The organism is Muricoccus harenae, from assembly GCF_009848505.1.
Classification (GTDB): domain Bacteria; phylum Pseudomonadota; class Alphaproteobacteria; order Acetobacterales; family Acetobacteraceae; genus Roseomonas; species Roseomonas harenae.
Genome location: NZ_WWDL01000001.1, coordinates 383,803 through 402,871, shown reverse-complemented (window position 1 = coordinate 402,871; position 19,069 = coordinate 383,803). Strand labels below are relative to the sequence as shown.

Annotated in this window: 18 protein-coding genes; 6 read left to right on the top strand and 12 right to left on the bottom strand. The window is 69.6% G+C overall.

The window, feature by feature from the left end; genetic code table 11:
• Positions 1-5 precede the first annotated feature (5 nt).
• The 3 genes from coxB to GSE44_RS01820 form a co-directional block, all read right to left on the bottom strand.
• Positions 6-908, bottom strand: a complete 903-nt coding sequence (gene coxB / locus GSE44_RS01830) for a cytochrome c oxidase subunit II (protein WP_201305897.1) — start codon at positions 906-908, stop codon at positions 6-8.
• Between the two features lie 211 nt (positions 909-1,119).
• Positions 1,120-1,389: an ArsR/SmtB family transcription factor gene (locus GSE44_RS01825; protein ID WP_235924507.1), complete on the bottom strand. Its 270-nt coding sequence runs from the start codon at positions 1,387-1,389 to the stop codon at positions 1,120-1,122.
• A complete protein-coding gene (locus tag GSE44_RS01820; protein ID WP_159346638.1) occupies positions 1,389-2,066 on the bottom strand; it encodes a hypothetical protein in 678 nt (225 codons plus the stop codon). The genes GSE44_RS01825 and GSE44_RS01820 overlap by 1 nt, the downstream gene beginning before the upstream one ends.
• A gap of 219 nt (positions 2,067-2,285) precedes the next feature.
• Here GSE44_RS01820 and GSE44_RS01815 point away from each other — a divergent pair, with 219 nt between their 5' ends.
• The 4 genes from GSE44_RS01815 to GSE44_RS01800 all read left to right on the top strand — a co-directional run bounded on the left by GSE44_RS01815 (position 2,286) and on the right by GSE44_RS01800 (position 5,809).
• Positions 2,286-2,921, top strand: coding sequence for a LolA family protein (locus tag GSE44_RS01815; RefSeq protein WP_159346636.1), 636 nt, complete (start codon positions 2,286-2,288; stop codon positions 2,919-2,921).
• A 113-nt stretch (positions 2,922-3,034) separates the two neighbouring features.
• Positions 3,035-3,841, top strand: coding sequence for a gamma-glutamyl-gamma-aminobutyrate hydrolase family protein (locus tag GSE44_RS01810; RefSeq protein ID WP_159346634.1), 807 nt, complete (start codon positions 3,035-3,037; stop codon positions 3,839-3,841).
• A 445-nt stretch (positions 3,842-4,286) separates the two neighbouring features.
• Positions 4,287-4,970: a fumarylacetoacetate hydrolase family protein gene (locus GSE44_RS01805; RefSeq protein WP_159346632.1), complete on the top strand. Its 684-nt coding sequence runs from the start codon at positions 4,287-4,289 to the stop codon at positions 4,968-4,970.
• Positions 4,971-4,987: 17 nt separating this feature from the next.
• The gene (locus tag GSE44_RS01800; protein ID WP_408015084.1) at positions 4,988-5,809 is read left to right on the top strand and encodes an exodeoxyribonuclease III; all 822 of its coding nucleotides are present in this window, start codon (positions 4,988-4,990) and stop codon (positions 5,807-5,809) included.
• Between the two features lie 336 nt (positions 5,810-6,145).
• On the opposite strand, the gene GSE44_RS01795 is transcribed toward GSE44_RS01800, so the two are convergent.
• Positions 6,146-7,486: a solute carrier family 23 protein gene (locus GSE44_RS01795; RefSeq protein ID WP_159346630.1), complete on the bottom strand. Its 1,341-nt coding sequence runs from the start codon at positions 7,484-7,486 to the stop codon at positions 6,146-6,148.
• A 212-nt stretch (positions 7,487-7,698) separates the two neighbouring features.
• Between GSE44_RS01795 and GSE44_RS01790 the strand changes: the two genes are divergently transcribed.
• Positions 7,699-8,646 (top strand): DMT family transporter, encoded by a 948-nt coding sequence (locus tag GSE44_RS01790; protein WP_235924496.1) that lies wholly within the window; start codon positions 7,699-7,701, stop codon positions 8,644-8,646.
• A gap of 27 nt (positions 8,647-8,673) precedes the next feature.
• On the opposite strand, the gene GSE44_RS01785 is transcribed toward GSE44_RS01790, so the two are convergent.
• Positions 8,674-9,576: a hydroxymethylglutaryl-CoA lyase gene (locus GSE44_RS01785; RefSeq protein WP_159346628.1), complete on the bottom strand. Its 903-nt coding sequence runs from the start codon at positions 9,574-9,576 to the stop codon at positions 8,674-8,676.
• Positions 9,573-10,790 carry a CaiB/BaiF CoA transferase family protein gene (locus tag GSE44_RS01780; RefSeq protein ID WP_159346626.1) on the bottom strand — a complete coding sequence of 406 codons (1,218 nt, stop codon included), beginning with the start codon at positions 10,788-10,790 and terminating at the stop codon, positions 9,573-9,575. The genes GSE44_RS01785 and GSE44_RS01780 overlap by 4 nt, the downstream gene beginning before the upstream one ends.
• 210 nt (positions 10,791-11,000) lie before the next feature.
• Between GSE44_RS01780 and GSE44_RS01775 the strand changes: the two genes are divergently transcribed.
• On the top strand, positions 11,001-12,719 hold the full coding sequence (locus tag GSE44_RS01775) for an HWE histidine kinase domain-containing protein (RefSeq protein WP_159346625.1): 1,719 nt from the start codon (positions 11,001-11,003) through the stop codon (positions 12,717-12,719).
• A gap of 25 nt (positions 12,720-12,744) precedes the next feature.
• Here GSE44_RS01775 and GSE44_RS01770 read toward each other — a convergent pair whose 3' ends face one another.
• The 6 genes from GSE44_RS01770 to GSE44_RS01745 all read right to left on the bottom strand — a co-directional run bounded on the left by GSE44_RS01770 (position 12,745) and on the right by GSE44_RS01745 (position 19,060).
• Positions 12,745-13,359, bottom strand: coding sequence for a class I SAM-dependent methyltransferase (locus GSE44_RS01770; RefSeq protein ID WP_268893615.1), 615 nt, complete (start codon positions 13,357-13,359; stop codon positions 12,745-12,747).
• Positions 13,360-13,541: 182 nt separating this feature from the next.
• Positions 13,542-14,426: a bifunctional helix-turn-helix transcriptional regulator/GNAT family N-acetyltransferase gene (locus GSE44_RS01765; RefSeq protein ID WP_159346621.1), complete on the bottom strand. Its 885-nt coding sequence runs from the start codon at positions 14,424-14,426 to the stop codon at positions 13,542-13,544.
• A gap of 154 nt (positions 14,427-14,580) precedes the next feature.
• The gene (locus GSE44_RS01760) at positions 14,581-15,708 is read right to left on the bottom strand and encodes a YbfB/YjiJ family MFS transporter (RefSeq protein ID WP_159346619.1); all 1,128 of its coding nucleotides are present in this window, start codon (positions 15,706-15,708) and stop codon (positions 14,581-14,583) included.
• Positions 15,709-15,713: 5 nt separating this feature from the next.
• A complete protein-coding gene (locus GSE44_RS01755; protein ID WP_235924494.1) occupies positions 15,714-17,165 on the bottom strand; it encodes a sensor histidine kinase in 1,452 nt (483 codons plus the stop codon).
• Positions 17,166-17,171: 6 nt separating this feature from the next.
• On the bottom strand, positions 17,172-17,858 hold the full coding sequence (locus GSE44_RS01750; protein ID WP_159346617.1) for a winged helix-turn-helix domain-containing protein: 687 nt from the start codon (positions 17,856-17,858) through the stop codon (positions 17,172-17,174).
• A 116-nt stretch (positions 17,859-17,974) separates the two neighbouring features.
• A complete protein-coding gene (locus GSE44_RS01745) occupies positions 17,975-19,060 on the bottom strand; it encodes a trypsin-like peptidase domain-containing protein (RefSeq protein WP_159346615.1) in 1,086 nt (361 codons plus the stop codon).
• Positions 19,061-19,069: the final 9 nt, after the last annotated feature.

The following is a 19,069-nucleotide window of genomic DNA, read 5'->3' as shown; positions in this document are numbered from 1 at the left end:
CCGCCTTAACGGCGGGCCTCCGCGGACGGGTCGGTGTTGGAAATGGCGGCGACGTTCGTGGTCCGGTCACGCTCGGGCCAGCCGGGCGCGCCGCCATCGGCGAATTTGGTGCGGGCCTCGGCCACCCAGGCATCGAACTCGGCACGCGGCACGGCACGGACCGCGATCGGCATGAACCAGTGATTGTTGCCGCAGATCTGGTTGCACTGGCCGTAGAAGGTGCCCTCCCGGTCGGCGCGCATCCAGGTCTCCATGGTACGGCCGGGGATGGTGTACTTCTGCACGCCCAGGCTCGGCACGAAGAAGGAATGGATCACGTCATGCCCGGTGGTCAGCACCCGGATGGTGGCGCCAACGGGGATCACGAGGGGATTGTCGACCGACAGGTTCCGGAGCTGGCCGGGGCGCAGCTCGTTCTCCGGGATCGGGTAGCTGTCGAAGGCGAAGTTCCCGTTATCCGGATAGGCATAGTGCCAGTACCACTGGCGGCCCTGCACGTTGATCGTCAGGTCCGCATCGCGCGCCCGGTCCTCATAGTAGATGAGGCGGAAGGACGGGATGGCGATCACCAGCAGGATCAGCACCGGGATCACCGTCCAGGCGACCTCGAGCAGGGAGTGGTGGCTCGTGCGGGACGGTACCGGGTTACGAGCGGCGCTGTAGCGCCACATCACCCAGGCCAGCAGGATCGCCACGAAGACCGTGATGGCGATGATGATCCAGAGAACAAGGCTGTTGAAGTCGTGAATGGCCACCTTCACCGGCCCCATGGGGTCCTGCAGGTCGATGCCCCAGGGCACGGGCGCGCCGATCGCCTCGCCTGTGGGAGCTGGCGGGGGGGACTGCGCCATCGCGCCCGTCCCGGCCATCAACATCAAAGCCAGGGCTATCGAGAGAATCCGCCGCATTCCGCTGTCCTGATCCCGTATCCCGCCCGGCGCATCCGCACCGGCGGCCACACGCCGCGCCATGTTATTCCACCCGGCGCATTGCCTCGCCAGGCACGTCCTACCCCCGCTTGAACGCGGTGCGGAACGCAACCGGACACTAATCACGGGGCGGCTTCGCGCACAAGCTTGGGAGCCCGCAGGGAACCGGAACGATCCGGCCGGGGCAGCCCTAGCCAGGCGCCACCGCCTCCCCTTCCGCCTCGCCCTCGGCCACATGGTCCACCATGTCCGTGAGCATGGAGCGGATGTGCTCGTCCATCACTGCATAGAAGACCTGCCGCCCCCGACGATCCGCCTGGAGCAGCCGCGCAGCGCGCAGGAGCCGAAGGTGATGGGAGACGAGACTGCCCGAAATCCCGATCCGGTCGGCCATCTCCCCGACCGAGGCAGGGGCATCCAGGCAAGCCAGGATGATGCTCAACCGCGTGGGGTCGCTCATCAGCCGGAACATCTCGGCGAGTTCCACAACCTGGTCGTCGCCAATCCTGCCCCGCACCCTGCGCCTCCACCTGCCGCCACCGAGTCTCGGGGGGACAGGCCAATCTGTCCAGGGCAGCGCCTCAGGCGGCGACGGCGCGCAGCCCGGCCACCCCCGGGCCGGTTCCAGGGCGAGCCCGCCTTCGGTCCTCCCCGCGCCAGGCGGCGCTCCATCAGCCACTGCGCCCGGGCGGAGAGCGCGATCGGGGACACCAGACCGGTCAGCCGCTCCCGCAGCCTCCGCCGATGCGTCACAAGATCGGCACCGTCGCGCAACGCGCCGAGCAGGCCATAGGCCCAGCGCGGCGCCACCGGCTGCTCAGCCGCCGCCAGCAGCACCGGGGCGCCGGCCACACCCAGCCTGTCGGCCCAGGCCATGGCGCGGCGGACCGCATGGGCGGCATCGCCTGCCCCCTGCTCCACCCTCAGCGGGAAGGGACAATCCGGCGCCAGCGCCTCCGTGATCGAGAGCGCCTGCGCATCCGGCGACAGGATCAGCACCGCCAGGGCACCCGGCGCCACGGGCAGCTCCCCGGCCCCGCGCGACCGCCCGAGCGAGGCGAGAAAGGGGCGGAGCGCCTCCGGCCGCCCCGGCGGCACCGACACGACCACGACGGCAGCGGGCACCGGCCGCGACACCCGGCGGGCTTCTGCGGCCAATCGCCCCGGCGCCAAGACAGGCGCTGCGGGGATGGGCGCGGGCGGTTCCAGCGTGGCGGTCGGCATATCCATGGGGATAAGGAGACCGCCAGACGCCTTGCCGAAAGATTAACGTCGTGCGGGAACGCGGAACGCCTGACACACAGGTTTTGCGCCCAGCCCCTTCCCCCGCGCCGCGTGGCGGGCCATTTCGCCCTCATGCGCCGACGCCATCTTCTCTCCGCCCTTCCCCTCCTGCCGCTGCTCGCAGTCCCGGCCCTGGCCCAGGCGCCCGCCCTCTCGGCGCAGGACCGCGCGGATCTCCAGCGCGTCGAGGCCTATCTCAATGCCATGACGACCCTGCGGGCGCGCTTCATCCAGATCGCCCAGAACGGCGCCACGGCCCAGGGCACCGCCTTCATCTCGCGCCCCGGACGCATGCGCTTCGACTACGACCCGCCGGAGCCGCTGCTGCTGATCGCGAATGCCGGGCAGTTCATGCATTACGACAAGGAGCTGCGGCAGCCCTCCATCGTGCCGGTAGGCTCCACCCCCGTGGGCATCCTGCTGCGCGAGAACATCCGCCTCTCCGGTGACGTGACCGTCACCGGGGTGCAGCGGGAGCAGGGACTGCTGCGCATTACACTCTTCCGCACCGGCAATCCGGCCGAGGGACGCCTCACCCTCGTTTTCGCCAACAACCCGTTGGAGCTGCGCCAGTGGCTGGTGGTCGACGGCCAAGGCCACACGACGCGCGTCACCCTCTCGGCCATCGAGACGGGCGTGCGGCTGGACCGTGCGCTGTTCGACTTCAACGATCCGCGCTTCACCACCGGCCCCGTCGACAACAACTGAGCGCAAGGCGACTGCAGCGCGGGGGCCACAGGCATCCCGCGCCGATCTGCCCCGCCGAATCGGCGCGCCTTCTGCCTTGATGGCGCCATGGTGCAGTTGCAACATGTCTGTCCATGCGGCCCCTCATAGGCATCTCCTGCTGCGTGAAGCCCTTCGGCCCCACTGGGATGCCGAACCATGCAGCGTCAGATCATTACGTTCGCGTCATCCTCGGCCCCGTTGGCGGCATGCCCGTGCTGCTGCCCGCCGCTGGCGAGGATGTGTCGCGAGAGCTCCTCTCCCGTCTGGACGGGCTGCTGCTGACGGGCAGCCGCTCCAATGTCTGCCCGGTCTATTACGATGGCCCCTCCCATGCCGAGGGCACGCCAGAGGATCGGGATCGGGATTCAACCACCCTCCCGCTGATCCGTGCCGCCGTCGCGGCCGGGGTACCGCTGTTGGCGATCTGCCGCGGCTTCCAGGAGCTGAACGTTGCCCTGGGTGGCTCGCTGGACCAGCGGATCCAGGATCTCGATGGGCGGATGGACCATTCCACTCCCTCGGACCAGACCATCCAGCGGGTGAAGACCGGCAAGGCCCATCCGGTGCGAATCGCGCCCGACAGCGGCATCGCCCGCCTCTGGGCCGGGTTGGACTATGATCCTGCCGCGGTGCCGGTGAACTCTCTGCACAACCAGGGTGTGGCGCGGCCGGCCTCCCGGCTGCGGCCCGAGGCCTGGGCACCGGACGGAACGATCGAGGCCGCCAGCATCGATGGCGCCCCGGGATTCGCCGTGGGCGTGCAGTGGCACCCGGAATATGACTGGGAGCAGGATGCCCTCTCCCGCCGCATCTTCGACCGGTTTGGCGCCGCGGCCGCCGCGTTTGCCGCTCGTCGCAACAGCCACGGAATAATCCGGATACCTGTTGCCGCAGAGTAGAACGGCTTAGCACCGGAAGCGGCTATGCGCCCGCCTCACGGGAGACGCATGTCCGCGTCTCACGCCACTGTGATCGGTGCAATAACTTCCACTTTTGCATTCTGCCTGTGGATATGGGTAATCTTCGGACGCCGGACCTAGAAAGCCGGTGGTGTACCGGTATCCCCTGCCGGCTCACCCGACCATGAAGACTATTCCGATCGGAAGTATGAGTACCCGGCGCCCGGTGACCCCCCTCACCGGGCGCCATTTCTTTCTGCGTCCTGTTCCCGCCCCCTCGGATCCCCCTCCTGCCTGGCCTGGAGGATGAACCAGCATGCCCGGGCGCAGGTTTCGGGCCGGCATCGTCGGCCCGCGCGCCTGTTGCAGGGCTGCCGCTATCCGCCTTCCACGGAGCGCCGTATATCCTTCGGCCGTTCCAGGAACCGGATCGGATCTCCGCCCCATGGCCGACTACGTCATCGCCCCGCCGCCCGTCGCCGCCCTGCCCGTGCGCGGGGGTGGCCTGTTTCCCGTGCGGCGCATCTTCTGCGTCGGCCGCAACTATGCCGAGCATGCCCGCGAGATGGGCAGCGACCCGGATCGCGAGCCGCCCTTCTACTTCACCAAGCCCTCCGACGCGGTGGTCATCAACGGGGCCGACATGCCCTACCCGACCGAGACGAAGGAGCTGCACCACGAGATGGAGCTGGTCGTCGCCATCGGCATCGGCGGCAGCGACATCGCCGAGGCGGACGCGCTGAACCATGTCTGGGGCTATTGCGCCGGCCTCGACATGACCCGCCGCGACATCCAGAACGCCGCCAAGAAAACCGGCCGTCCCTGGGACATGGGCAAGGGCTTCGACCACTCCGCCCCGATGGGCGAGCTGGTGCCGGCCGGCTCCATCACCCCGGGCAAGGGGTTGATCGAGCTGAAGGTGAACGGCCAGGTCCGCCAGACCTCCGACCTGTCCAAGATGATCTGGTCGGTGCCCGAGGTGATCGCCAACCTCTCCCGCCTCGTGAAGCTCGCACCGGGCGACCTGATCATGACCGGCACGCCCGAGAACGTGGCGGCCGTGCAGAAGGGCGACCTGCTGGAAGGCGTGGTTGAGGGCGTCGGCACGGTGACGGTGCGCATCGTTTGACTCCGGTTCCGCCCGCAATCGTCCCGGTGGCCGCGCCCCTGCGCGTGGCCACCTGGAACATCAACTCCGTCCGCCTCCGCGCCCCGCTGCTCCGGCACCTGCTGGACGAGCTGGACCCCGACGTCCTCTGCCTCCAGGAGACGAAGACGCCGGACGAGCACTTCCCCCATGAAGCCGCCGAGGCGCTCGGCTACACCCATCGCATCATCCGCGGGATGAAGGGCTACAACGGCGTCGCCGTGCTGTCCCGCCGCCCCATCGCGCTGATGGAGGATGGGCGCGACTGGTGCAGCAAGGGCGACTGCCGGCACCTGGGCGTGCAGGTGGACACCCCCGGCGGCCCGCTGGAGCTGCACAACTTCTACGTCCCCGCCGGCGGCGACACGCCGGACCGGGAGGTGAACCCGAAATTCGCCCATAAGCTCGACTTCGTCGCCGAAGTCACCGCCTGGACCGCCGCGCGCGGCCCGGCGACGCGCTCCGTGCTGGTGGGCGACCTGAACATCGCACCGCTCGAGCATGACGTCTGGAGCCACAAGCAGATGGTCGGCGTCGTCTCCCACACGCCCGTGGAAGTGGAAGCCATGACCCGCTGGCAGCAGGCGGGGGACTGGTACGACGCCCTGCGCCACTTCACGCCACCGGACCAGAAGCTCTACACATGGTGGTCCTATCGCGCGAAGGACTGGCGCGCCTCGGATCGCGGGCGGCGCCTGGACCATGTCTGGGTCAGCCAGGACCTGGCGGGCGCCCTGCGCCGCCATGTGGTGCTGAAGGATGCGCGGGACTGGGTGCAGACGAGCGACCATGTGCCCGTGATGATAGAGATCGCGCTGTAAGGTCGGCCGCGCTCCATCAGGGGCGGGACTGGACTTGGCTGCTTGTTCTGAATTGCGGGAGCGGTTGGAACCGGGGAGGCGCCGCCTCCCGGACCCTCCGCCGGGGAGCCTGAGGCTCCCCGGACCCCAGCATCTTGTTTGGAAGTGCGCCTGAGGTCCACGACCTCAGGCGCTGACATGACCCCCTGCGAGGCGAAGTGAATCGGCCTGCGGCGCTGCCTTACCTAGCTGAATCCGAGAAAAACTCGACGCGGGGTCCGGGGTGGCCGCTGCCACCCCGGCGGAGGTCCGGAGGCAGCGCCTCCGGGACCACCCACTCGGGACGAACCCGTGGGATCAGTGCGCCTCGCGCCGCGCCGCGTCCCGCTCGCTCTCGGTAAGGCCGTGCACCACGCCCACCGGGTCGCGCCGGCCGATCCCGAGCAGTTGGTACAGCCCGATGGCCGCAATGGTCGCCGTGCCGATGCCGGCGATGGAGAAGCCGCCGATCGCGACCGTGAAGTTGCCCGCGCCCAGCACCAGCGCGGCACCCACCGTCAGCAGGTTGCGCGGGTCGGAGAAGTCCACGCGGTTGTCGACCCAGAGCCGGATCATCGCCGCGGCGATCAGTCCGAACACCACCACGGCCAGCCCGCCCAGCACCGGCCCGGGAATGGTCCGCAGCAGCGCGCCGAATTTCGGCGAGAAGCCCAGCGCGATGGCCGCAAGCGCCGCGACCACGAAGATCAGCGTGGAATAGACGCGGGTGACGGCCATCACGCCCATGTTCTCGACATAGGTGGTGACGCCCGTGCCGCCGCCGGAGCCCGAGACCATGGTGGCAATGCCGTCACCCAGGAAGCCTCGGCCGATATAGGGATCGAGGTTGCGCCCGGTCATCGCGCCGATCGCCTTGATGTGCCCCAGGTTCTCCGCGACCAGGATGAAGGCCACCGGTGCGATCAGCAGCATCGCGCCGGTCTCGAAAGTCGGTGAATGGAAAGTCGGCATGCCGATCCAGGGCGCGGTGGACAATTCGGCGAAGGAGATGGGAGGCAGCAGGCCCATGACGTTGCTGATGATCAGATACAGCACGTAGCCGCAGCCGATTCCGGCCAGGATCGAGATGCGGCGGATCGCCAGCGGTGCATAGACGGCGATGCAGGAAGTCGCGATCAGCGTCGCCATCGCGACAATCACATGCGGCCCCGTTCCCTCGATGCCCCTCACCGCCACGGGCGCGAGGTTGAGGCCGATGGCCGCGCCTACCGCGCCCGTCACGGCCGGTGGCATCAGCCGCTCGACCCAGTTGGAGCCGGTGAACATCACCAGCACACCGATGGCCGCATAGAGCGCGCCGCAGGCGATGATGCCGCCCAGCGCAGGGCCGATGTTCGGATTCGGTCCCTGCCCCGCATAGCCGGTGACCGCGATCACCACGGCGATGAAGGAAAAGGATGAGCCGAGATAGCTCGGCACCCGCCCGCCCACGAGCAGGAAGAAGATGAGCGTGCCAATGCCGGAGAATAGGATGGCGAGGTTCGGGTCGAAGCCCATCAGCAGCGGGCCGAGGATGGTGGAGCCCGACATGGCCACCAGGTGCTGGATGCCCAGGACGCCCGTGGTGCCCCAGGGCAGGCGCTCATCGGGAGGCACGACTGGGCCCCGGGCGAGGGGCCAGCTCGGGAAGAACGACATGCCGGAATGTCCTCGAAATCGGTGAGGTGCCGGCAGGACTCCGGCGCCAGGTTGCATTGAGGGCATGATGCCCGCGCGAGACCAGGGGCGCGAGGCTCCGCCAGGCACAGGCGCTTGCCCCAGCGTCAATAAGCGGCGCTGTGGCCGCAAGAACCGGAGTGCCATCTACCACAGCGCCCCTACTCTCCGCCGGGCGCGGGGGAGCGGCGGCGATGGGTGATCACGTGACGGTAGCGAGGATGGGCGGCCGCGAATGGGCGATGCTGCTGGCCTTGGCCGTGCTCTGGGGTGGTTCCTTCTTCTTCAACGGCGTCGCCGTGCGGGAACTGCCGTCCCTGACACTGGTGTGGCTGCGCGTCGCCGTCGCGGCCATCGCCCTGCTGCTGGCGTTGCGTGTGCTCGGCCAGTCCCTGCCGCGGGAAAGGCGCGTCTGGGCGGCCTTCCTCGGCATGGGGCTGCTCAACAACGCGCTGCCTTTCGTGCTGATCGTCTGGGGGCAGCACCGGATCGCCAGCGGCCTCGCCGCGATCCTCAACGCCACGACGCCCCTATTCGGCGTGCTGGTCGCGCATGCGTTGACGCGGGACGAACGCCTGACGGTGCTGAAGGCAGGCGGCGTGGCCCTGGGATTTGCCGGCGCGGCGGTGATGATCGGACCTGGCGTGCTGGGCGGCCTCGGCGACGACATCCCGGCGCAGATCGCCTGCCTCGCCGCCGCCCTCTCCTACGCCTTCGCCGGAATCTACGGCCGCCGCTTCCGGCGCCTGGGCGTGGCGCCCCTGCCGGCCGCGGCGGGCCAGGTTTGCGCCTCGACGCTCCTGCTGCTGCCCATGATGCTGCTCATCGACCAGCCCTGGACCCTGGCACCGCCGAATGCCGCGACCTGGGGCGCCGTGCTCGGCGTAGGGCTGCTTTCCACCGCCCTCGCCTATTGGCTGTATTTCCGCATCCTGGCCACAAGCGGCGCCACGAATCTGCTGCTGGTGACCTTCCTGATCCCGGTCAGCGCCGTCCTGCTCGGCGTCTCGGTGTTGGGCGAGACCCTGCAGCCGCGACACCTGCTCGGCATGGCGCTGATCGGCGGTGGTCTCGCCTTCATTAATGGACGCCTGCCCCGCCGCCTCCTCCCCGCCAAGCCTGCCGAAGCGGGAAGGCGCTGACGCCTACGCGGCGCCAGCCCCTGGGCCCTATGCCGCGCGCCGCACCGCCGGCACGCCGCGCAGCCGCCCGCCCGGCGTTCCGCCCGGCACCGCCGCGGCAAGATCGGCCGCCTCCAGCAACTTGCTCCAATCCACGCCCGTCTCCACCCCCATGCGGTGGAACAGCCAGACCACATCCTCGGTGGCGACATTTCCGGTGGCGCCCGGCGCGAAGGGGCAGCCGCCCAGCCCGCCGGCGGCGGAATCGAAGATCCGCACCCCTGCCTCCCAGGCGGCCGACACATTGGCGAGGCCCATGCCGTAGGTGTCATGCCCGTGGAAGGCGAAGCGCTTGCCCCATGCGGCATGCGACTTCTCGAACAGGCGGCGCACCTGGTCCGGCGCGGCGTTGCCGGTCGTGTCGGCCAGCGCGATCTCCATGTCGGGGTCCAACGCGACGATCCGCTCGACCCAGCGCAACGCCGTCTCGTCCGGCACCACGCCCTCGAAGGGGCAATGGAAGACGGTGGAGAGATTGAAGCGCACCAACAGCCCGGCCGCAGTCGCTTCCTGAACGATGGCGGCGAGGTCGGCGAAGGATTCCTCCCGCGTGCGGTTGAGGTTCGCCTTGTTGTGGCTCTCGGTCGCCGACATGAAGAGGCCGAGCCGCTGCGCGCCGGAAGCCGCCGCCAGTTCGAAGCCCTTGCGGTTCGGCACCAGCACCGTGGATTCCAGCCCGGGCAACTCCAGCGCCGCCTTCAGCACCTCCCCCGTATCCGCCATCTGCGGCACGGCCCGGGGCGAGACGAAGGAGCCGATCTCCATCCGCCGGATGCCAGCGGCGTAGATGGCGCGGAGGATGGCGATCTTGGTTTCCGTCGGCACGAAGGGGCCGATGGATTGCAGCCCGTCGCGCGGAGCGACATCGCTGATCGTGGCCTGCTCGGTCATGGCATGTCCTCCTTCAGCAGCTTGCCGAAGACGTAGTCGTTATGCGCCCCCAGCGCAGGCCCCGGCCAGCGCACCATGTCGCGCGGCGGCACCCCCTCGAAGCGAAAAGGGGCGGCAGGATGCGGCACGGTGGTGCCGACCAGCGGGTCCGCGATATCCAGCATCAGGTCGCGCGCCTGGAAATGCGGATCTTCCACGCAATCCTTCATGTCGTAGAGGCGTGAGCAGGGCACCTGCACGGCCTCCAGCGCCTCCTGCGCCTCCTTGGCGGTCCGGGTGCGGGTCCATTCGGCGATGGCGGCGTCCAGCTCGGCGGCATTGGCGCAGCGGCCGGAATTGCTGGCCATGCGCGGGTCCTCGGCCAGGTCCGGGCGGCCAATCTCCAGCATCAGGCGGCGGAAGATGAGGTCGGAATTGCCCGCCACCGCCAGCCATTTCCCATCCGCGCAGGGATAGGTGTTGGTGGGGGCGGCGCTGGGCAGGGCGGCACCCATGGGCTGCCGCACGCGGCCGAGCAGCCCGTATTCCGGCAGCATCCCCTCCATGAGCGAGAAGACGGAGGAGACGAGGTCGAGATCGATCGTCGTGCCCTTGCCATCCGGCTTCCGGTCCCGCCCCCAGCAGGCGGAGACGAGGGAGAGCGCGGCATACATCCCCGCCAGGTCATCACTGATCGAGACGCCGCAGCGCGGCGGCGGCAGGTCCGTCTGGCCGGGATTGGCGGTCAGGTGGCGCAGCCCCCCCATCGCCTCGCCGATCGCCCCGAAGGCCGGCTTGTCGCGATAGGGCCCATCCTGGCCATAGCCGGAGACGCGGGCGATCACGAGGCGCGGGTTCTCGGCGCGCAGCACGTCCGGCCCCAGGCCGATGCGCTCCAGGTAGCCGGGGCGGAAGTTCTCCACCAGGGCATCCGCACGGGCGCAGAGGGCACGCACGCGGCTGCGCCCTTCCTCTGTCTTCAGGTCCAGGGTGACGGAGAGCTTGTTGCGGCCATGGATGCTGAACCACACCGCATGTCCGTTCACCCGCGCGCCCCAGTCGCGATGCGGGTCGCCCTCCGGTGGCTCCACCTTGATCACCTCGGCACCCAGGTCGGCCAGCAGCCGGGTGGCGAAGGGCGCGGCGATGTAGTGGCCCAGCTCCACCACACGAAGGCCGGAGAGCGGCAGGCGCGGGTCCTCGGGCGGCGGCTTGGGGCCATGATCGTCCGGCATGGGATCTCCTCCTGCGTCGTCGGAGGATGTTCCCCGCCGAGGCGTCCGTGGCAAGGGGGCGCCGGCCGCAACGGGTGGTTGCAGGCCGCACCGGGAGCAAGGCGCTGCGCCAGGTTCTCCCAGTAAACCTAGGTAAAAAGGTCTCCAGCATGAAGGCGCTCCCCCTCCAGCCGCGTTAGGCACATGGAGGAGCGGGAGCGATGACGGGCCTTGAGTAAGAGGGAAGAGAAAGAGCACGACGAGCTGCTGCGGCAACAGAGGACACTGGCCCGTTTTGGCGAATTGGCCCTGCAGTCGGAAGACCTGGACGAGATTCTGAACGAGGCGTGCCGCCTGGTGGGCGACACCCTCGGAACCGATCTCGCCAAGGTCGTGGAGCTGCAGGAGGACGGCGAAACCCTGCTGGTGCGGGCCGGGGTCGGCTGGAATCCCGGCATCGTCGGCCAGCTCCGGTTGAAGGCGAGCAGAGGCACCTCGGAAGGCCATGCGCTCAGTACCGGAGAGCCGGTCGTCTCCAGCGACATCAGCCAGGAGAAGCGCTTCGACTATGCGCCCTTCCTGACCGACCACGGCGTGAAGGCCATCGTCAACGTCATCATCATCGGCGCCCGGGGCCGGCCGCCCTTCGGCATCCTGCAGGTGGACAGCCGCGAACCCCGCGAGTTCACCGACGACGACATCGTCTTCCTCCGCAGCTATGCCAACCTCATCGCCGCCGCGGTGGAACGGCTGCGCGTCTTCGGCGAGATGCGGAACAGCAACCAGGAGCTGGAGCGCCGCGTGGCCGAGCGCACCCACGCGCTGACCGAGGCGAACCGCAGGCTGCGGGCCGAGGCGGCGGAGCGCGAGCGCGTCCAGGAGGCGCTCCGCTCGGCCAGCAAGATGGAAACGGTGGTCGAGCACCTGCCGGTGGGGGCCGCGCTGGTGAGCCCCACGGGGCAGATCATCCTCGCCAATCCGGAGTTCCGCCGCTTCCTGCCCGGATGCATCATCCCATCCGCCGATGCCAGGCTGGGCAGCGAGTGGCGTGCCTTCCATGCGGACGGGCAACCTATTCTGCCGCAGGAATTTCCCGCCGCCCGGGCGCTGCGCGGCGAGCTGGCCCTCAACATGGACTTCGTGCAGCGTGGCGCGGAAGGCGACCGCTGGCGCCGCGTGAGCGGCGTTCCCGTGCAAGGCGAGGACGGGCAGGTGGTGGCAGCGCTGGTGGTGATCGTCGATGTCGACGAGGAGCGGCGCTCGACGGAGCTGCAGGCCTTCCTCGCGCGGGAGGTGAACCACCGCGCCAAGAACGCGCTCGCGGTGGTGCAGGCGGCGCTGCGGCTGACGCGGGCCGATGATGTCCCGAGCTTCATTCGCGCCATCGAGGGCCGGGTGGCCGCCCTGGCGCGGGCCCAGACGCTGCTGGCCGCCGATCGCTGGTCCGGCGCCGACCTGCACACGCTGCTGCGTGGCGAGTTGTCCTCCTTCCTCGATGACCATGGCTCCGGCCTCAAGGTCGTGCTGCGTGGCAAGCGCCTCGTGCTGCCCGCGGGCGCGGCGCAGCCCTTCTCGATGGCAATCCACGAGTTGGCGACGAATGCTGTGAAATACGGTGCCCTGTCGAAGCCGACCGGGCGGCTCACCATTGAATGGCATGTCGAGCGCGCCCCCGGCGCCGTCCTGCGCTTCCGCTGGGCCGAAACCGGGGGCCCGCCGCAGGAAGGCCCCCCGACCCGGCTCGGCTTCGGCTCCCGCGTCCTGAGTGGAACCCTGCGGGATCAGCTCGGCGGCAAGGTCTCCACGGCCTGGGAGTCGACGGGGCTCGTCTGCGACATCGAGTTGCCGCTGGACCGCATCATGCGGGCGGATGCGTCGGAATTCGAAGGCGAGAGTATGGAAGGCCGGGAGGTGAAAACCGAATCAGGAACGACAGAGATGAATGAATAGCAGACTTACGCAGGCATGATCGGCTTCAGCTGCCTGGAGAGGCATCGCTGACACGTTTCGTCAGGCATGCCCCCCAGAACAAGCTCGAGAAGAACCAGGTAGGCTGCTCAAATCCCGCATCGGCGAGGAGTTCGGCCACGGCGTCCTCTGAGGCGGGAGGATCAGCTCCCTCCAGGATCTTGCCGAGCTTGGCCTGCACCTCCTCGGCTGTTGCTCCCTGCATACGCCAGCGCTCGCCCCAGGCGGCCAGGAGCAGCGGCTGGCTGGCATAGGCGTAGCGGTTCCCTGCCAGGATCAGCGGAGCGCCCGGCGCCAGGCGGCTCGCGATGGAATGCAAAAGCCGGTGCTTGGCCCCGTTCCCAGGTTGATGATGGAGCACCCCGATCAGGGTCGCGGCGTCGAATCGCACATGGGAGGGGAGGTCATCGACGTAGCCGAGATGGATGTCGGTTCGCGATGCCAGGCCCTTCTGCTCCAGCTGCGCAACCGCGATGTCCATCATTGGTCGCGACGGATCAACCGCGGTGAAGCGCCAGTTCGGCTCCAGCATGCCCGCGGAGACAATCTCCTGTGCGCCTCCTCCTGCTCCCACGACCAGGACATGCGCCGTGGTCCCGGGACCAACGGCCGCTGCGAGCATGCAGGCGGCCAGTTCATGGCATGCGTTGTATCCTGCCAGAGCAATGCGGCTCTGAGCCTGGTACTCATTGGCCCGTGTCGGGTCGAATTTCCGGGCGGCAGCGGACAACGCAGACATAGAAGCAGGTTCCTTCCCGGATCCTTTCTTTCATCTCCTGTCCAGCGGGGAAAGCCGCTGGCTGTTCACAGCCGCTTCTCGAACCAGTGATGGGCGTAAGGCTCGGCGTTGAACCGCTCCACTTCCTGGTAGTCCTCCGACCGGTAGAGCGCCTGGGCCTCTGTCAGACTGCGGTTGGTCTCCAGGCGTAGCCGTGCCAGGCCGGACTCGCGCGCCAACGCCTCCAGCCTCCGCAGCATCCGGCGCGCGATTCCGAGCCCTCTCGTATCCGAGGCCGTCCACATCCGCTTGATTTCGCCTGTGCCTTCCATTCCCAGCTTCAGCGCTCCGCAGCCGACGGGAGCGCCGTAGAGCCAAGCGACCACAAACCACCCTTTTGGCGGCGTCATCTCCTGAATGCTGGCTGAATTGCTCTGGGCCGGGTCGAAGCCCTTGTCGAAGCGTGCGGCAAGTTCCGTGAAGTATTGCGCCAGACACCATTGCGCCGCGGTGCTGCCGGGGCCTTCAACGCGCATGTCCACTGCGCCGGCGCGAAGCAGGCGCTCGACCTCGGCCATGGCGCTCACAAGTCTACCGCGCTGCGCTGAATCGAGGGGCTCCAGAAAGGACCATGCTAACTCGTTCGAAAGCACATCATAGGTCGCGCGCTCGGCAATGCCATTGGGGGTCAGGACCACGCGCCGCACCCGACCGTCACTCTTCGGCGGAGCCTCGGCCTGGACGAGGCCCTGAGCTTCAAGCGACCGCAACAGGCGGCTGAGATATCCCGAGTCGAGTTTGAGCCGCTCGCGCAGCGCACGCACGTCAGTGCCGCTGGATCCAATCTCGTGCAGCAGTCGGGCCTCGCCAAGTGGGCGGCCTCGTTGGAGGTAGCTGTTTTCAAGCGCGCCCACATGCTGCGTGACAAGGCGGTTGAAACGGCGCACGCGATCGATCTGTTGTTCATCCATCCCCTGACTTTAGTCAGAGGATTATGGTGCGCAACAATTCGCTCCCCGCGAACCCGAACCACACGTCGCTGGCAAGTTGGCAGCCACCGGATCGCTGCCCGCCATCACCAACGCCGAAGCAGCACGCCGGAGGAGGCGGCCCTCACGTCGGCCCTTATCCCCGCCGCAGCGCGACCCCCAGCCCCGCCACGCTGAGCGCAAGCCCTGCCAGGAAGACCGGCATGTGCTGATCCCCCGTCACGGCGAAGAGCCAGGCGAAGGCATAGCCGGTGACTGCCTGGGCTGCGGCATAGACTGCCGTGGACTGCGACCAGAGGCGGCCCGTGGCGGCCCCGGCGGTGGCGCGCAGGCGCCCCAGGGTCACGGCGGTGATCCCGATGCCGGAGAAGCCACAGAGAAGCGCAGCGGCAGGCACCGCCGCCGGATGTGGCAGTAGCGCGAGGCCCAGCCCCGCCACCTGCGCCACCATCCACAGCGCCATGGCCCAGCGTCCCATCCGGTCGACCACCCGCCCGCCGCTGATCGTGCCGGCCACCGCGCCCAGCCCGAACAGGGCCCAGATCAGCCCGGCCGACGCCATCCCCATGCCATGCCCGCGCACCGCGAGATCGGCGAGATAGACCATGGGCGCCGTCATGCCCGCGGCGGAGAGGCCATAGGCGAGGATCACCGCCCCCACGATGCCGGGCGGCGGCGGTACGGCCGGTCCGGCGGCCGCCGGAAGGGAGGGCGGATCGGGCCAGCGGGGATGCGCGAAGGCCCAGAGCATTGCCGCGCAGAGGCCGAACCCCAGCCAGGCGACGGCGATCCCGCCGGAGAGAAATGCCGGCAACAGGGCCGAGGCGATCACCACCCCCGCGCCGACCCCGGCGATCACGATGCCGCCCGCCCGGCCGCGCCGGCCCTCGGGCGTCACCGCCTGCACTGCGGGGCCGGCGAGGGAGATGGCAATGCCGCCGGCCACGCCGGCCAGGCCGCGCCACAAGGCCAGCCAGCCGAAGCCGAGATGCAGCGCGCAGGCGAAGAAGGAGAGCGTGGCCAGGGCCATGGCCAGGTCGAGCGACCGCCGCACTCCCAGCCGCGCCCCGGCCACGGGTGCGGCGAGAGCCCCAACCAGATGCCCCGCGAAGGTCGTGGCGCCCAGCGCCCCCGCCTCGCCGCCACCCACCCATCCGGCCGCGACCAGGGCGGGAAAGAGTGGCACATAGCCGAAGCGGGCGATCCCGATGGTCGTGCAGAGCGCTGCCGCCCCCGCCAGCGCCGGACGAAGCGTGGGAGGCATGGTGCTCATCCTAACGTTCCAGCCTCGGAGGCGGGCGGAGCCGCGAGTTCCGGATCAAGGGTGATGGTGGCGGCAAGCCCCGGCGGCTCACGCCCGGGATGAGCGTCCGCCAGCGCCAGCTCCCCCCCGTGCAGCCCCGCCACCGCCCGCACCAGCGACAGGCCGAGCCCATAGCCCGGCGTCGTGCGGGCGTTGTCGGCGCGGAAGAAGCGTTCGCCCGCGCGGGCCCGGTCGACGTCCGGAAGCCCCGGCCCCTCGTCCGCGACGGTGATCCGGAGCGCCGTCTCCGACGCCTCGGTCGAGAGCCGGATTCGCCCGCCCGGCGGCGAGAACTTCACCGCATTATCGAGCAGGTTCGCCACCGCCTGGAGCAGCAGGTCGCGGTCCCCGGTCATGGGAAGGCTCTCCGGCAGGGTGGCCTCCAGCGTGACGTCATGCGCCTCGGCAATCGCCTCGTAGAGCTCCGCCGCATCCGCCAGCACGGGAACGAGGTCAAGCCGCGTGAAGGCGGCCCGGCGGGCGCCGGCCTCGGCCTCGGTGATGCGCAGCACCGCGTGGAAGATGCGGATCATGCCGTCCAGGTCGGCGATGCCCTGCTCGATGGCGCGGCGCATCGCCTCGGCATCGCCTTCCAGCGCCTCCTCCAGCCGGCCGCGGGCGCGGGCGACCGGGGTGCGGAGGTCATGGGCGATGGCGTCCGACACGCCACGGATGCCGGCCATGAGCGTGCCGATCCGGTCGAGCATGGCATTCAGTGTGCGGCCCAGGCGATCGAACTCATCCTCCCGGTCCGAGAGCGGGACGCGCTGGGACAGGTCGCCCTGGGCGATGGCGGTGACGGTCTCGGCCGCCGGGCGCAGCCTGGCCTGGAGTGCCCGGCGGATCAGCAGGGCACCGATCAGCGCGATCAGGCAGGAGGCGCTGGTCGCCCAGCCGAGGCCGCGCGCCAGCAACTGCCGCAGCCGCAGCCGCTCCTCCACGTCGCGCCCGACCAGCAGCCGGTCGCCATTGGGCAGGTCGGCGCGATAGAGGCGGGCCTCGGTCAGCAGGCCTTCGCGCAGCAGAGGCGCGCGGAGCCAGCGCAGTGGCTCCGCCTCCGGCGCCGGGCCATCCAGCTCGTCGGGCGTGTCGTCGAGATTGCCGGCCAGCAGGCGCCCGGCGGGATCGGTCAGGCGATACAGGTCCTGGTCGTCGCCGTCCCGCGCGAGGCGGAATTCGATGGCCTCCACTACGCCGGCGCGCCCGGCCTCATTGAAGCGCTCGGTCAGGGCGAAGACGTCGGAGCGGATGGCGGAATCGGTCTGCCGGTCCAGCCCACCCGCCGTATTCCACCAGACGATGCCGGCGAAGGCGACGCCGCCCAGCAGGAACATGCCGGCGAAGAAGACGGCGAAGCGGAAGCCCGCGCTGTCCACCAGCCGGGTGACAGGCGCGCGGCGGACCTCCTCGGCGACCACGGGCTTCTAGGCCGCGTCCTCGGTCCGGATCATGTAGCCGGCGTTGCGCACCGTATGGATCAGCGGCTTGTCGAAGCCCCGGTCCAGCTTCTGCCGCAGGCGGGAGACATGGACGTCGATCACGTTGGTCTGCGGGTCGAAATGGTAGTCCCACACCTTCTCCAGCAGCATGGTGCGGGTGACCACCTGGCCGGCATGGCGCATCAGGTGCTCCAGCAGCCGGAACTCGCGCGGCTGCACGTCGATCCGCTTGCCTCCGCGGGTGACGGAGCGGGAGAGCAGGTCCAGCTCCAGGTCCGCGACGCGCAGCTTGGTCGCGGGCACCTCCGCGGCGGGGCGGCGGCCCAGCGCCTCCACCCGGGCCAGCAGTTCCGCGAAGGCGAAGGGCTTGGTGAGATAGTCGTCACCGCCCGCCTTCAGGCCGCGCACCCGCTCATCAACCGCTGACAGGGCGGTGAGGAAGAGCACGGGCGTGCGGTTGTCCTGGCCGCGCAGGGTCTCGACCAGCCGCAGCCCGTCCACGCCGCCGGGCAGCATGCGGTCCAGCACCAGCAGGTCGAAGGGCTCCCCGGCGGCGGCGAAGAGGCCGTCCCGGCCATTGTCGCGGTGCTCGACGCTGTGGCCGGCCTCGGTCAGGCCCTTGCGGACGAAGCGGGCGACCTCGGGATCGTCCTCGACCAACAGGATTCGCACGGCGCGTCCCTAACTACTGTGTTTCTGGCGGGGCCGGCCGCGGCCCTTTCCGTTCAGGGCCATAGCGTCATGGCCCAGTGCCTTGCGCAAGGTGGTGGAGCGCAAGATGGCGGGCCCTACTGTTGCACCCCGGTTCCCGCCGGGCGACGCCCGACCTGCACGTTGATGTCCTGGCTCCGCCCGTCCCGCAACAGCGTAAGCCGGATGCTCTGCCCCGGCGTCACCCCCGCCACGGTGCGGATCAGCGCGCGGGAGGTCTCGATCCGCTCGCCGTTCAGCGCCGTCACGAGATCCCCCTGGCGCAGCCCGGCGCGGGCGGCCGGGGAATTGCGCTCGACGCCCTGGATCTGCACGCCCCGCCGCCCGCGCGGGGCATCGCTGCCCACATCCTGCACCGCCACGCCCAGCCAACCGCGCTCGACCCGCCCATCCCGGCGAAGCTGCTCGATCACGCCCCGGGCCAGGTCCGAGGGGGTCGCGAAGCCGATGCCCGCGCTTGCGCCCGAGGGGGAGTAGATAGCGGTGTTGATGCCGATCACCTCGCCCGCCGTGTTGAAGAGCGGGCCGCCGGAATTGCCGGGGTTGATGGCGGCGTCGGTCTGGATGAAGTCGTCGAAGGGCCCGGCCCCGATCTCGCGCCCGCGGGCCGAGACGATGCCGGTGGTCACCGTGCCGCCCAGGCCGAAGGGATTGCCGCAGGCCAGAACCCACTGCCCCACCCGCACCGGGGTACTGCCCCAGGGCACGGCCGTCAGCGGCACGCGGGATTCGATCCGCAGCAGGGCGAGGTCGGTCAGCTCATCCGTGCCCACCACCCGCGCCGGATGCTCGCTGCCATCCTGCAGGGAGACGACGACGCGGGCCGCCGAGCCGACGACATGGTTGTTCGTCACCACATAGCCCGCCGGGTCGATGATGAAGCCGGAGCCCGCGCCCTGCACCTGCTGGCGCCCGCCCCGGCGCTCGCGGAAATAGCGCTCGAAGGGGGTGCCGCGCAGCTCCGGCGGGATCTGGGTGGATTGCTCTCCGGTGACGGCGATGTTGACCACCGCCGGCAGGACGGCCTGGGCGATATCCGCAAAATCCGGGAGCACGGTCATGCGTGGCGTCTGGGCCACCGCATCCACAGGGGTGCAGCCGGGCGCGACGGCGATGGCCGCGAGGCCGAGGAGGGCAGCGCGGCGATGCATGGGTTCGAGCATGGGGGACTT